This window comes from Flavobacterium sp. (assembly GCF_036741995.1).
Lineage (GTDB): Bacteria > Bacteroidota > Bacteroidia > Flavobacteriales > Flavobacteriaceae > Flavobacterium.
This window is the reverse complement of the sequence record NZ_DAINRG010000018.1, coordinates 31,545-45,684: the sequence shown is the minus strand read 5'-3', so window position 1 is coordinate 45,684 and position 14,140 is coordinate 31,545. Positions and strand designations below refer to the sequence as shown.

Annotated in this window: 15 protein-coding genes; all 15 read left to right on the top strand. The window is 37.3% G+C overall.

Annotated elements, in window-relative coordinates:
• Window positions 1-421 precede the first annotated feature (421 nt).
• Complete coding sequence (locus V7D82_RS07535) at window positions 422-991, top strand: hypothetical protein (protein ID WP_333600369.1); 570 nt, start codon at window positions 422-424, stop codon at window positions 989-991.
• A gap of 156 nt (window positions 992-1,147) precedes the next feature.
• Window positions 1,148-1,708, top strand: coding sequence for a hypothetical protein (locus V7D82_RS07530; RefSeq protein ID WP_333600368.1), 561 nt, complete (start codon window positions 1,148-1,150; stop codon window positions 1,706-1,708).
• 95 nt (window positions 1,709-1,803) lie between these two features.
• Entirely contained in the window at window positions 1,804-2,439 is a 636-nt protein-coding gene (locus V7D82_RS07525; RefSeq protein ID WP_333600367.1) for a hypothetical protein, read from the top strand.
• 13 nt (window positions 2,440-2,452) lie between these two features.
• The gene (locus tag V7D82_RS07520; RefSeq protein WP_333600366.1) at window positions 2,453-2,908 is read left to right on the top strand and encodes a YciI family protein; all 456 of its coding nucleotides are present in this window, start codon (window positions 2,453-2,455) and stop codon (window positions 2,906-2,908) included.
• 1 nt (window position 2,909) lies between these two features.
• Window positions 2,910-3,428, top strand: coding sequence for a molybdopterin-binding protein (locus V7D82_RS07515; protein ID WP_333600365.1), 519 nt, complete (start codon window positions 2,910-2,912; stop codon window positions 3,426-3,428).
• 78 nt (window positions 3,429-3,506) lie between these two features.
• The gene (locus V7D82_RS07510) at window positions 3,507-4,784 is read left to right on the top strand and encodes a chloride channel protein (protein ID WP_333600364.1); all 1,278 of its coding nucleotides are present in this window, start codon (window positions 3,507-3,509) and stop codon (window positions 4,782-4,784) included.
• A gap of 9 nt (window positions 4,785-4,793) precedes the next feature.
• Window positions 4,794-5,402, top strand: a complete 609-nt coding sequence (locus tag V7D82_RS07505; RefSeq protein ID WP_333600363.1) for an HPP family protein — start codon at window positions 4,794-4,796, stop codon at window positions 5,400-5,402.
• A gap of 78 nt (window positions 5,403-5,480) precedes the next feature.
• On the top strand, window positions 5,481-5,876 hold the full coding sequence (locus tag V7D82_RS07500; protein ID WP_333600362.1) for a hypothetical protein: 396 nt from the start codon (window positions 5,481-5,483) through the stop codon (window positions 5,874-5,876).
• 117 nt (window positions 5,877-5,993) lie between these two features.
• Window positions 5,994-6,530: an IS1096 element passenger TnpR family protein gene (locus V7D82_RS07495; RefSeq protein WP_333600361.1), complete on the top strand. Its 537-nt coding sequence runs from the start codon at window positions 5,994-5,996 to the stop codon at window positions 6,528-6,530.
• 32 nt (window positions 6,531-6,562) lie between these two features.
• Entirely contained in the window at window positions 6,563-7,621 is a 1,059-nt protein-coding gene (locus V7D82_RS07490; protein ID WP_333600360.1) for a nucleoid-associated protein, read from the top strand.
• Window positions 7,622-7,769: 148 nt separating this feature from the next.
• Window positions 7,770-9,608 (top strand): hypothetical protein, encoded by a 1,839-nt coding sequence (locus V7D82_RS07485; protein ID WP_333600359.1) that lies wholly within the window; start codon window positions 7,770-7,772, stop codon window positions 9,606-9,608.
• Window positions 9,609-9,732: 124 nt separating this feature from the next.
• Entirely contained in the window at window positions 9,733-9,996 is a 264-nt protein-coding gene (locus tag V7D82_RS07480) for a hypothetical protein (protein ID WP_333600358.1), read from the top strand.
• Between the two features lie 51 nt (window positions 9,997-10,047).
• Window positions 10,048-10,941, top strand: a complete 894-nt coding sequence (locus tag V7D82_RS07475; RefSeq protein WP_333600357.1) for an ABC transporter ATP-binding protein — start codon at window positions 10,048-10,050, stop codon at window positions 10,939-10,941.
• Between the two features lie 14 nt (window positions 10,942-10,955).
• The gene (locus V7D82_RS07470) at window positions 10,956-11,792 is read left to right on the top strand and encodes an ABC transporter permease (protein WP_333600356.1); all 837 of its coding nucleotides are present in this window, start codon (window positions 10,956-10,958) and stop codon (window positions 11,790-11,792) included.
• Between the two features lie 76 nt (window positions 11,793-11,868).
• Window positions 11,869-14,109 (top strand): choice-of-anchor L domain-containing protein, encoded by a 2,241-nt coding sequence (locus V7D82_RS07465; RefSeq protein ID WP_333600355.1) that lies wholly within the window; start codon window positions 11,869-11,871, stop codon window positions 14,107-14,109.
• Window positions 14,110-14,140: the final 31 nt, after the last annotated feature.

Here is a 14,140-nt window from a genome sequence, read left to right as displayed (position 1 = left end):
AAACCGCTGTATAATCGCTTGAAAAAACACTACCCTGAATTTATTTTTTCTTACAAAAATGAATTGTTTTTAAAAATTAGAAAAATCAAATTTTTTATAAGATTATACATCAAAAATTACTTCAAATTTGATAGGGGTTTTGTTCGGGTTTCGTTCGGTATTTCTTCGGTACAATTTCGGCAAAATTTTTTCCTGCCGAACAAGACCCAAACAAAGGACGAAACTAGCCCAAAAAAAATTATTTTTTCTTACAAAAATAACCGCTGAAATTAAGTCTAAAAAACAGTATGTTGATAAGTAAACACCAACAGAAAAAGGTTTTGTAAGTAAAGTTTTTTATTTTAGTAATCCAGAACCACAAAAGAGGATATAACTTGTGGGATTTGATAGTTATGGCTAAGCTTTCGACAACACTAATCATTTGAAAAAATTACTTCTCATATTATTTCTTTCCTCTTTCGTTAGTTGTTATAAAACAACTATACTCAAAAATGGACACACCAAAGCGCCTTTAAACCAAAAAGTATTTAATAATAGAATTTACTTTGACCCATCAATTTTGGAACAAATCGACACAACAGCAATTTATGAACAATACGACACAAATTTTTATATAGGTTACGAAAAACAACCAAATATATTGGCGAGAAAAAATTCTCAAAACAACAATCATTGGTATGATGTATATCGATTTTATAAAAATGGTAACTTTAGTTTGTTTCATTTAGATAGACTTGAGCCAGAATTAAGCCAAAACATGTTTAATCCAAATTATACTGGATGGAGAGGCGTACTTTACAAACGAAAAAACAAAGTTTTAGGTGATATGTTTACGCAAGTCGGACAAATGAGTTGGGAACTCGGAATTCGAACAACGGAGTTTAAATTCAGTGGAGACACACTTTTTTTGGAGAAAAAAAATGAGTTTAGATATATATACATAAAGCGAAAAATTGATCCAAAGTTACTGAAACATAACGCGGAATGGTAAAAAAGCCTAGCCATAACAGCAGTTTTGCACAATAACTAGGTTGCTTAGTTCCCTTGACATTTTCTTCACGAAAAAACTTTATCTTTAACAGAGATTAATTCTTCCGGTGGCGGTAATTTTAAAAGAACAAACCATACTAAAACTAAAATTTAGGATATGAAACATATACAAAAAACCATCTATGGGCTACTCTTAACGCTGGTTGTGGTGAGCGGACTAGTATTGGCTAATCGTGAAATTAAAAATGAAACTGAGCCATCCCCAAAGCCATTGTCCATTGCTGACAGGAAAGCCCGCCTGATAGATGGCCGGAAAAAATGGGAGGCTTCTCCCGACGGTATAAAGTACAAAGAATGGACGGTTTCTCCTGAGGGTAAAAAGGTGCATGCCAATCATGATAAAATAAGAAAGTACATAAAGGATTTCACCAATATGGAGGCCGTGGTAACCTCTGTTACTTTTCAGCGTCCCAACGCCAAAACATCAGGACCAAAATGGCTTATAGTCAGGATTAATGGCGAAGCCTACATGATGCAATTTATTCCTAAGGATTTTGAGTCGTTAAAAAACCTGAAAGTAAACGACAAAATAATTATAAGAAGCCGCAGCGCAGGGTATTCGCCTAATCATCCCTATTTGATTCTATCGGGCGACTATATTGCGCAAAATAATAAGATCCTTTTTAAACGTGACTTTAGCCAAAACAAGGGCTGCTGAGGATTAGTAGCCACGCGATTAAAACCGGCTCTGACATCTCAAATTGCTGCGATAGAAATTAGCAAGGAAAATTTAGAACACGATGAATGCCCCAAATGAAAAACAATATTGGAAGTTATTCAATTGAAAAACTTAAAAACGGAGACTTAAAGATTGATTATAAAAGAAGCCCAAAAGATATCTTTTATATCATCGTTTACTTTATGATAGCGATACCCATTCTTTTCTTTGATTATAAGCTAATCTATTACCTGATACATGAAAAAGTAGATACAAATGTAATTATTGGTTGTTTCTTTTCAGCCTGCCTCCTACTTTTTGGATTATATTTTTTAGTTGTTTCTATTGAAACTTTTAGTAAGCCAACCGAAAATGTATTTTATGTAAGTAGTTCCAAAAAGCAGTTAAGAATAAAGCTAAATCTATTCAAAAAAGTACATCTTACTTTTTGCGAAATCAAACAATTTGATTTAGGAGCTAAAGACATCACGGTTACTGACTATCATAGAGGAAGAACATATAAAAGACCATTATTCTTACTTTACATGCATGTTGAATTATGGAATAACAAAACTGTAAAAATTCATCAATTTGAAGGTACGAGCTTGTTTATTTCTAACGCTGAAAAAAAGAAAAACAAAACATTAAAAGAAGTTAGCAGACAAATAACGGAGCTTGTTTCAAAAGAATGTGGTAAAGAATTTTATTGGAAAGGAACTCAAAAAGAATAAAAATATAGTTATCATGACAAAAAACATACTACTCCTGCTACTTCTTATCACAGCAATGGGTTACGCACAACAGCCCAATCCTGACTACGATGAAGCGAAAGCCAAAGCCCTAAATGCCGATGAACACGGCATGAAAACCTATGTGTTTTGCTTACTGAAAACCGGAAGCTTTACTACGTCCACTCAGGAAGAAAGAGTCAAACTTTTTGAAGGCCACATGGCCAATATCAACAAATTATCCAAAGAAGGAAAACTAGTCGTTGCCGGGCCATTTATGAAAAATGACAGAAACTATCGCGGTATCTTTATCTTCAATGTTAGTACGATTGAAGAAGCACAAGCCATAGTAGACAGTGATCCGGCCGTAAAAGCCAAATTATTTGAAGCCGAATTAACATTATGGTACAGCACCGCAGCTTTGCAGGAAATTACTAAATTGCACGACAAAATTGCCAAATCCAAATTCTAATATGAAACTAAGAATCCTACTGCTTGCTACTATCCTACTTACCAGCCTATCAATAACCGCCCAACGCACCGTAACACCAACCGAATTGGTAACTGTGCAAGGAAAAGTAACCAAAGAAAAAACATTCACTTTGACAGCACTGGACACTTTTCCTAAGGTTGCCATAAAAGACCAAACGCTTTACAACCACAAAGGCGAAGAAAAAGGGACCGTCAAAAACATGAAAGGCATACCGCTGAAAAAATTACTGGCCTCTATTGAGTTTACCTATGAAAAACCGAAAGAATTAAACGAATTCTATTTTGTATTTACAGCGTCCGACGGTTACAAAGTTGTTTTTTCGTGGAATGAAATCTACAATACCGAAGCCGGAAACAATTTTTACATCGTGACCGAAATGGATGGCAAACCACTCAAAGACATGGAACAACGTATCTTATTCATCTCTACCTCCGACCTAAAAGCCGGACGCCGCTATATCAAAGGGCTGCAAAGAATTGAAGTGAAACGCGTTGAATAATTTGCGTAAACTTTAACTTTTTTACAACCGCATTTTCTTTTTTCAAAGGTTAACTTTGTAAAAACTTAGTTCTTCCGGATGAATACCACCGCACAGCTTAAAAAAAACTACCACTTTATCAAATATCAAAAACTGATTATTGTGGCGATAGTAATTGGTTTCCTTAGTGCCTTGCTTGCCATTATTTTAAAACGAATGACAGAGCATTATGAAACGATACTTTTAGACAAAGCTAGCAATCATTGGTACTTCTTTATCCTCTTTCCTATTTTTGGCTTATCGGTCATTTCTATTTTGCGTTACTATTTGTTTCAGAAAAAAGAAAACAAAGGCATCCGCGAAATTTTTGAAACCACCGCACAACGGCGCAACAGCCTGCCGCTTTATAAAATCCCGTCGCATTTTATTAATGGTTTTATTACGGTCATCTTTGGCGGCTCTACCGGAATTGAAGTTTCTACTGTGGTGGCTACCGCTACCATCGGCTCGATTGCACAGGAAAAAGAAAACCTGTTCAACCGCCACAAAACCGAACTCATCTGTGCCGGTGTAGCAGCTGGCATAACGGCCTTATTTTTCAGTCCGTTGGCCGGAATACTGTTTGCCTGGGAAGTCATTTCCAAGAAAATCAATGCTGTTTTTCTACTCACTTGCAGCATTGCCTCAGCAGTTGCTTATTTGATGATACAACTCTTAAATGAAAAACCATTGTTTCCCGTGCAGCTTCAAGGTTGGCATTGGCACGCCTTGCCTTATTTTGTTTTGTTGGGTTTACTGGCCGGTATGAATTCGGTGTATTTGACCAAGAGTGTGCTGTTCTTTAAAAAACACTTTTCCAAAATTAAGCAACACAGCAACAGAATTATAATGGGTGCAGCCATTCTAAGTGCTTCATTACTGTTACTCCCGCAGCTTTATGGCGAAGGCTATCACGCTATCAAAGAAAACATACTGCTGGCCAATCATACCCTATTGACGCTTTCAGTAGCCCTAACTTTTCTGGGAATCATTCTTCTAAAACCAATTGTAACTTCAGTAACATTAGCATCAGGTGGTGATGGTGGTGTATTTGCGCCAAGCATTTTCATTGGTGGTTTCATTGGATTGTTGCTGGCTATTTGTTTGAATACTTTTTTCAATGCCAATGTGATTCCGCTCAACTTTATGATTCTCGGCATGGGTGCTATGCTAAGTGCCAGTATTAATGCGCCGCTTACCGCTATCTTTTTGACTTGTGGAATTATCAATGATTATACTTTGTTTTTCCCGATAGTGTTAACTTGTTGGGTTGCCAAATATACTGCGCAAGCCATTTACCCGTTCACGGTGTATACTTATAACGCTGTCGCTAAATAAATCACAGCAATGCCTACCGAAAAAATAAAACGCAACTACCGCAAAGCCCGCTATGTACTCTACAAAGAAACTTTAGTAGATTTCAAAGAACATTTTTGGGCCTTTCTGGGTTCCTTTGTCGGAATGGGTATTATTGCTTACTTGCAATATGACAAATTTGCACAGCAGGATTATATCTTTTTGATTGGTTCATTTGGAGCGTCTTGTGTTTTGGTCTATGGTGTTATCCAAAGTCCGTTGGCACAACCTCGAAATTTAGTGGGTGGTCATTTAATTTCGGCTTTAGTTGGCGTTACCGCTTATAAATTAATTCCCGATGTTTTGTGGATTGCAGCACCTTTAGCCGTTTCATTTTCCATTGTGATGATGCAAATCACCAAAACCTTACATCCTCCGGGTGGTGCCACAGCATTAATTGCCGTGACCGGTTCTCCGGCTATTATAAAATTGGGGTATTGGTATGTCATCACTCCAGTGTTAGTGGGATCGCTCACTCTCTTGGCAGTAGCTTTGATTTTCAACAACATGACTTCCAACCGACAATACCCAACGGGTAAAAAGTTCACAAAACTTAAAAACAAAATCAATCTGGCAACTCGTTTTGGCGTCAAACAATAGTTAAAATATTTTATTTCATTAACACAAATAATGGATAAAAATAGTTAGACTTGCATAACCAAAAAACCCAAACAAACCATGAAAATCATTAAATCGCTCTTTGCTTTTGCTGCTTTCTTTGCATTGAATTCAGTATCAGCACAAACCATCTCCGAGAGGTGGCCACAGATTAAGGCTTACCACGAAATCATGTCGAAGACCTTTCATCCGGCCGAAGAAGGAAACCTCGAACCCATAAAATCCCAATCCGAATTATTGGTAAAAAGTGCCGAAGCTTTATCGGTAGAAAGCATGCCGGAGGAATTTAGAAATCCGAAAACCATCGAAACTTTAATATCGCTAAAAAAACAAACCAAATTGGTAGATGAATTGGTACAGCAAAAAGCAGCCAATGATGAAATAATCAAAGCCATGACAGCATTGCACGATACTTTCCACAAGATTGTAGGCATGTGCCAACCGGAAAAAAAATAAACTTTAACCTAGCCAACCGCTAGGTTTTTTTATGCAAATTCTTATCAACAAATCACCAATCCAACTTCTATTTCTAAAATTAAATTTTACCTTTGCACGCTTACTAAAACATAGAGTATGATTTATAAATTCAGAGCAATTCTCGACGCTGAAGATGATGTTTTCAGAGATATTGCCATTCAGGAGGAAGACACTTTAGAAGATTTGCACAATGCCATTGTCAATGCTTTTGGTTTTGACGGTATGGAAGTCGCTTCGTTTTACACTTGTGACGACCAATGGAATCAGGAAGAGGAAATTCCGATGTTTGATACCGGTGATGTAGCCGGCGAACAAAAAATCATGAGTGATTATACCTTGAATCAATTGCTCAGCGAAGACCAAACCAAGATTATCTATGTGTATGATTTTATCAACATGTGGACGTTCTTAGTCGAATTGGCTGCCGTAGAAGAAGCAGAAACCGGTCTTACTTACCCTAATTTATTATTCTCCCACGGTGTACTTCCGGCTATAGCGCCAGAAAAAGAATTTGAAGCCGAAAAAGAAGATTTCTATGCTGAGTTTGAAGACGATTTAGACGAAGACGATTTAGATATGTTTGGCGGTGATGACAGCTTTGAAGATTACGGATTTGAAGAGAATTGGAATTAAAAAATAGCTGAGTAACTCAGTAACTAAAAAAAATGATAAACCTATTTAACGCTCATATTGAGAGCTTATCAATACACCGGGTTGGAAACAAAAGTCGTAACGAAGCGATATTTCTTTCGGATCAATCTTATGCCCTGAATGACGAAATTGTTCCTTTGTTAAAGGAGTATTTCTTCAAACCGTTCCGGGATAAAGAAGAAAACTATTTCCAGTTTGCCCACGATGTGGATTTGGAATACAACGATATGTTCAATTTGGCGACTGAGATTTTTACCAATCCAAATGACACTCACGAGGTTTCTAAAAAAATTACCAAACACCTTTTTGAGCAATCAAATCATCCGCACATCAAGAATGGTGAAGTATATGTGGCGCACATTACCAATCTGAATATTGATAACAATGTGGTCGATGCCATTGGCGTTTTCAAAAGCGAAATCAAAACCGATTTCATGCAGTTTGAAGAAAAAGGCGCTACGCTTGAAATGATTTTGCAACAAGGAATCAACCTCAACAAACTGGACAAAGGCTGCCTGATTTTTAACCATAAAAAAGAAGAAGGTTACAAGATATTAACCATTGACAGCAACCGTTATGACGCGCGTTACTGGTTGGAGCATTTCCTTTCGGTGGATGCGTTTCAGGATGAAAATTTCTTTACCAAAAAATATTTAAAATTCTGTCAGGGCTTTGCCAAAGATGTAGTATTGCCAGCCGAAGACAAGAAAGAGGAAGTGATGTTCATGAACCGTTCGGTAAACTTTTTTGCCAAAAACGACGAATTCGAAGAAAGCAAATTCCTAAACGAAGTGTTAGATAATCCTGATTTAATTCCGGAATTCAAGAACTATAAAGTTGACAAAGGCGAAAAATACAGCATTGAAGACATTACCAATTTCCCGATTGCCAACGCCGCGGTAACGGATGCCCGTAAGTCGATTAAAAATGTGATTAATTTGGATACCAATATTCAAATCAAATTGGATTTCATCAACCCGGAAAGTGCCGAAAAATATGTAGAAAAAGGCTGGGACGAAGAAAAACAAATGTATTACTACTTAGTATATTTCAACAAAGAACAGAAAAGCTAGTCTTCGCAGAAGTTGCAACATTATTCATAAAACAATCCTCAGTTATTCAATAATTGGGGATTTTTGCTTTTGAAAAACAACACGCAATGTTAAAATCAACAAAACAGGCTCTAAATTTCTATATATTTGTGAAAATGGCTTAACCTGCATGATCAAGAAAATACTTTTCGGATTTCTGATACTTCTCTTTGCTTTGCAAACTACACGGGCACAAGAGAAAAACAGCGGCAACGATTCGGTCAAAGTATATAAGAAAATCGAAACCTATTCTAAAAAAGGAAAAGTAAACCGGTTTATATACAAGTTGCTATTTCGGTCCAATCGAAAATCAGCTGTCTCATCAAACACGAAAAGAAAGCGTTATTTCATCAAAAAATCATTTGACCGCAGCGAAGGCAAAATCATCCGAAACATTACCATAGAAACACTGGATCCGTTTGGCTATGCTGTCGATAATTATAAGGATGCACCCGAAAAAGGGGTAGAAAAATTCGGGAATAAACTCCATGTAAAATCCAAAAACTGGACCATCCGCAACTTGCTTTTATTTAAAAAGAATGAACCGTTGGATTCCTTAGTGGCTAAAGAATCGGAGCGTTTGATTAGAAAACAACGCTATGTTCGCAGTGTCATTATCAAACCCATGGAAATTCCGAACAGTAAAGATTCCGTAGATATTTCAGTGCGTGTTTTAGATTCCTGGAGTTTGATTCCTACGGGCGCCATTTCCAACTCCAATGCCAATTTTGAACTTACCGAGCGCAATTTTTTTGGTTTGGGACACGAATTTGAAAACGATATAAACAAGCGATTTGAAACCGGACAAACGGCCTACAAAGCCCGGTATTCGATAAGTAATATTAAAAACACGTTTATCAATACGACATTCATTTATGAAAATTCGTTGGATAATTATACTACCAAAAGTGCGCGGGTTGAACGAACCTTTTTCTCTCCTTTCACCCGATTGGCCGGTGGTGTGTATTTTGAAAACCGATTTTACATTGACTCCTTGCCCGACAACAATGCTGTTTTTGCCAAGCAACGATTCAAATTGGAAACACAGGAATATTGGGCAGGACATTCTTTCAGAGTCTTTAGCGGAAAAAGTGAAGATTACAGAACCACCAATCTGATTACCACCGTGGGGTATAAAAATGTTACTTATTTAGAAAATCCAACGCTACAGTATGACTCCACTAAGTTTTTTTCTTCCGAAAAATTATATTTAGCCACTATCGGTTTGAATACCCGAAAGTTTGCCGAGGACAAATACTTATTCAACTTTGGCATCATAGAAGACGTTCCGTATGGGCAGGTTTATGCGATAACAGCAGGAGTACAGGATAAAAATAATTTGAGGCGCGGGTACTTCAGTGGGCGGTTTGCTTATGGAAGGTATTTCGATTTTGGCTATTTGGGAACCAATATCGAATGGGGCAGTTTTTACAACAATGGCTGTACCGAAGAGACAACTTTCAGAATTGAAACCAATTATTTTACCAACCTGCTTTCTCTCGGTAACTGGAAAATTCGACAATTTATTAAACCCACTGTAGTCATTGGAAATCACAGAGCTCCTATTATCAAGGATCGCGTGACACTTTCTGATCAAAACATCATCAGTGGTTTCAGCAACCCGTTGATTAATGGCAATAAAAAATTAACCGTTGCCTTTCAAACGCAAACCTATGTTCCCGGCAATTGGCATGGCTTTCACTTTAGCCCGTTTTACAACATGACTTTCGGGTTATTGGGCAACGAAACGGACAAAGTTTTTGATGACCGTCTCTACTCAAAATTCAGCTTAGGGGTTTTAATCAATAACGATTACTTGGTCTTTAACAGTTTCCAAATCTCCTTTTCTTTTTATCCTTCGATTCCTTTTGAAGGCACTAATGTTTTCAAAACCAACTCGTTCAAAAACGATGATTTGGCGTTACCTGATTTTCAGATTGGACAACCGGTTATTGTTCCTTTCAAATAACAGTATTTATTTTTGTAAGTATTTTTTATTATAAATGCTTAAAAATGTGTATTTTAACGATTATTTTTTGCCGTTTGTCGTTATATAAGTATGTTTACCTACCCGAAACCAACACCTCATTTGTATGAAAACAAACTACTTAGCCGAAGGAATGGTGAAAAAAAATTATCTCTGTTCCTTACTTGGACATCGCTATGTGGAGACTAAAAAAGTAAACGAGCACTTTAGCGAATTTGAATGCGCCAACTGCAAAATGCAGGCCACCGTTGACAGTAGAGGTCAAAAAATTACGTTGACTTCCAAGCTGAAAGACATCAATGAAACCCTTTTCTATCTGAACCTGAAAAAACAATTCCTCGCAAAATTTTACTTTCAAAAAAAAGAATAGTAACAAAATAAGGCTTAAATCGTCATACCTTTAAACCTTAAAAACTAACCCTTGGAATCAACTATTCTTTCTATACATAAGCTGAACAAGCGTTACGGCAAAATTCATGCTGTAAAAGACGTTTCTCTCGAAATCCATAAAGGCAATGTCTACGGAATTCTGGGCCCTAACGGAAGCGGAAAATCAACTACTCTTGGTATCGTATTAAATGTAGTCAACAAAACTTCGGGTGAATACAGTTGGTTTGGCGGCACCATGAAAACGCATGATGCACTAAAAAAAGTGGGCGCCATTATTGAAAGACCCAATTTCTATCCTTATATGTCGGCCAAAGAAAACCTGGAATTGGTTTGCAAAATCAAAGGCATCGACTATTCTAAAGTAACTGAAAAACTTGAGATTGTTGGACTAATGGATCGCAAAGACAGCAAGTTCAAAACTTTTTCCCTGGGAATGAAACAACGGTTAGCCATTGCTTCTGCCCTGCTGAACGATCCTGAAATTTTAATTCTCGATGAACCTACCAACGGACTGGATCCGCAAGGGATTCATCAAATTCGTGACATTATCCGATTGATTGCCTCACAAGGCACGACGATTCTTTTGGCTTCGCATTTATTGGATGAAGTGGAGAAAGTGTGCAGCCATGTTTTGGTATTGCGTTTCGGCGAAATTCTATACAGCGGTACGGTAGATGGCATGACCAATCAGGGTGCTTTTTTTGAACTGCAGGCTGAAAGCAATTCCAATCTTATCACCCTTCTGAAAAACCATCCGGATGTGGATAAAATTTCGGAAACGGAAGGAAAAGTAATCGTCCATTTCAACAAGGATATGGATGCCGGACAATTGAACAAATATATTTTTGACAAAGGCATTTGCCTGAATCATTTGGTTCAGAAAAAAGTGAGTTTAGAACAACAATTTTTAGCCTTAACCAAATAAACAAAAGCCTCATCATGAAAAGATTACTCGCCATAGAATTGCAAAAAATCTGGAAAAACCGCGCCAGTAGAATTCTGACTATTAGTTATTTTGTCATTCTTTCTTTTATTGCTTTGATAGCTTCTGTCAAACTTGAGATTGGCTACTTTAAACTCCATTTTGCCGAAATGGGAATTTTTAATTTCCCTTTCATTTGGCACTTTAACACCTACATTGCTGCGCTGCTTAAATTCTTTTTAGCCATAGTCATCGTTTCTATGATGGCCAATGAATACAGCTACGGAACTTTAAAACAAAATCTGATTGACGGAATGAGCAAACAGGAATTTGTGCTGTCTAAATTCTTAACCGTAATTCTCTTTGCTTTTACATCTACGCTGTTTGTTTTTGCCATGTCATTGGTCTTGGGCTATAGCTTTTCTTCTTATACTGAATTGGGAATTGTTTTCTCAGATTTAGAATATTTGTTGGCTTACTTTGTGAAATTAGTCGGTTTCTTCTCGTTCTGTTTGTTCTTAGGCGTATTGATTAAACGCTCTGCCTTTGCCATTGGTTTTTTATTTGTTTGGTTTCTGATTGAAAAAATATCCTTTGGGTATTTAAAATATGAAGTGTTTAACAAAAGCCCAAAAGTTGATGATTTCTATGCCTACATGCCGTTGGAATCGATTAGCAATCTTATAGTGGAGCCTTTTACGCGACTGAATGTTATCAAAAATATTCAAACCGCTGTGGGTGAAAGTAATGTAAAAGATTACAGCATTCATTTCTCCTCAATTCTAATTGTTTTAGCATGGACAGCCATCTTCATTTTCCTATCGTATAAAATAATCAAAAAACGAGATTTATAGTATCTTTGCTGATGCTATGAAGGTATTGAGCTTTTTATTTTTTATTGGCTGTTGCTGTTTTTCCTCCGAAACTATTTTGGCACAAAACATTATAGTTACTGATACCTATACCGCACAGCAGTTAGTCCAAAATGTTTTAATCAATAGTCCCTGCGCCAATGTAACTAATTTCACTGTCAGCGGTGGAAACTTTCTATCGGGCAGCAAAAGTTATGGTTATTTTTCAGCCGGAACCAGTAGCTTCCCTTTTTCAGATGGCGTTGTTCTTAGTACCAGTGCCGCTATTTCTACGCAAGGTCCAAATGATTCTTTACTAAGCGATGATGCTCCGGGTTGGGTAGGCGATTCCGATTTGGAACAAGCTTTATCCATTTCAAATACTTCCAACGCTACTGTTTTAGAATTTGATTTCACGCCTTTAACGAGCTTCATTAGTTTTGATTATATTTTTGCTTCCGAAGAATACCATGACACAGCGCCTTGCCATTATTCTGATGGCTTTGCGTTTTTATTGAAACAAGCCGGGAGTTCGAATCCTTATCAAAATTTAGCCTTGGTTCCCAATACTACTACACCCGTAAAAGTAACTACGGTTCACCCGGTGATTCCCGGTGGTTGTGCCGCACAAAATGATACTTACTTTGGAAGTTACAATTCCAGTACTGCTCCTATCAATTTCAATGGTCAAACGGTCGTGATGACGGCCAAAGCAACCGTAATCCCGGGGACAACCTACCATATTAAATTAGTTATAGCCGATGAAACCAATCCTCAATACGATTCTGCTATTTTCTTAGGTGGTGGAAGTTTTAGCGTAGGAACGGATTTAGGTCCGGATAGATTAGTGACTAATGGCAACCCGATTTGTTATGGTGATACTTATGTGTTAGATGCAACAGAACCTGGTACCAATACATACCAATGGTTCAAAAACGGCAATCCTATTTTAGGCGAAACCAATGCCACTTATACAGTCGCAAATCCGGGAATTTACAAAGTAGAAATCACATTAAACAGTACCAGTTGTGTGGCAGTTGGAGAAGTTACGGTTGAATACACCAATCCTATTGCAGCCAATCCGGTAACTTTAGTGCAATGTGATGACAATAACGATGGCATCGCCACTTTTGATTTGACGAAGCTAAACCCGATAATCACACAAGGGAACACCCAAATTGCCGCTATATCCTATTATCTGAATCAATCGGATGCCACAAACGGAACTAATGCAATCCCCAACCCAACAGCATTTCAAAATAATACCACTAACCAACTGGTCGCTAAGGTTATCAATAGTTTTGGCTGTATCGGATACGTTCCGGTAACACTTCAAATGGCTCATAATTCTTTACCCACAGTTAATCCAATTATCATTTGTGATGAAGATGGGACACTGGATGGTTTTACGGCTATTGATTTAAATCAATTGGCAACACCTGCTGTACTCAATGGTATGCCGAGTGGTTTGGTTGTTGAATATTATTCGGATAGCACTGATGCTTCACAACAACATAATCCTTTACCTAATAATTTTACCAATACGGTGGCACCAAATCAAATCATTTATGCCCGAATTGTTAATGGCCCGGATTGTTATGGCATTATTCCGGTTCCATTGCAAATTATTGCGTTCCATCCTACCCATTTTGAGCACGAGGAAGTGGTTTTGTGTAATGGCGGAACTACTACCCTTTCGGTCGCTACCGGTTTTAGCAGTTATTTATGGAATACTTCAGCCACTACAGCATCCATTTCGGTGACGGCAACAGGAGATTATTCTGTAACCGTTACCAATGCATTCGGATGCAAAGCGGTTAAAACATTTACCGTGAATGCCTCAAGTTCTCCAACAATTACTTCCATTGACATTAATGATTTTTCAGAAAATGGGAATTCGGTTCAAATCAATGTTACCGGAAGCGGCGATTATGAATATGCCTTAGATGGGGAACATTTTCAGGACAGCTCTCTTTTTACAGATGTAAATCCCAATGAATATACCGTAATAGTTCGAGATAAAAATGGCTGTACTCCCAATGCTGTTCAACACATTTATGTATTGGATTACCCTCATTATTTTACACCAAACGGGGATGGCTATCATGACATTTGGCAAATAAAAAATTTATCTTTTTATCCCAATGCTGTAGTTACTATTTTTGACCGTTTTGGAAAACTTATCTATAGCTTTAAATCCAATCAAGTGGGTTGGAATGGAAAATTAAACCAAAAAGAACTTTTTGCCGATGATTATTGGTTTGTTGTTTCTTTGGGCAATGGGAGAACCATTAGAGGACATTTTGCGTTAAAACGATAAAAATATTTTTTTTTATTACTAATTTTAACGC

Excerpts from the sequence above, each read along its gene's own strand:
- V7D82_RS07530 (WP_333600368.1), top strand. The coding sequence starts at position 1,148 with ATGAAACATATACAAAAAACCATCTATGGGCTACTCTTAACGCTGGTT.
- V7D82_RS07495 (WP_333600361.1), top strand. The coding sequence starts at position 5,994 with ATGATTTATAAATTCAGAGCAATTCTCGACGCTGAAGATGATGTTTTC.
- V7D82_RS07500 (WP_333600362.1), top strand. The coding sequence starts at position 5,481 with ATGAAAATCATTAAATCGCTCTTTGCTTTTGCTGCTTTCTTTGCATTG.
- V7D82_RS07505 (WP_333600363.1), top strand. The coding sequence starts at position 4,794 with ATGCCTACCGAAAAAATAAAACGCAACTACCGCAAAGCCCGCTATGTA.
- V7D82_RS07525 (WP_333600367.1), top strand. The coding sequence starts at position 1,804 with ATGAAAAACAATATTGGAAGTTATTCAATTGAAAAACTTAAAAACGGA.
- V7D82_RS07510 (WP_333600364.1), top strand. The coding sequence starts at position 3,507 with ATGAATACCACCGCACAGCTTAAAAAAAACTACCACTTTATCAAATAT.
- V7D82_RS07515 (WP_333600365.1), top strand. The coding sequence starts at position 2,910 with ATGAAACTAAGAATCCTACTGCTTGCTACTATCCTACTTACCAGCCTA.
- V7D82_RS07470 (WP_333600356.1), top strand. The coding sequence starts at position 10,956 with ATGAAAAGATTACTCGCCATAGAATTGCAAAAAATCTGGAAAAACCGC.
- V7D82_RS07520 (WP_333600366.1), top strand. The coding sequence starts at position 2,453 with ATGACAAAAAACATACTACTCCTGCTACTTCTTATCACAGCAATGGGT.
- V7D82_RS07485 (WP_333600359.1), top strand. The coding sequence starts at position 7,770 with ATGATCAAGAAAATACTTTTCGGATTTCTGATACTTCTCTTTGCTTTG.
- V7D82_RS07490 (WP_333600360.1), top strand. The coding sequence starts at position 6,563 with ATGATAAACCTATTTAACGCTCATATTGAGAGCTTATCAATACACCGG.
- V7D82_RS07480 (WP_333600358.1), top strand. The coding sequence starts at position 9,733 with ATGAAAACAAACTACTTAGCCGAAGGAATGGTGAAAAAAAATTATCTC.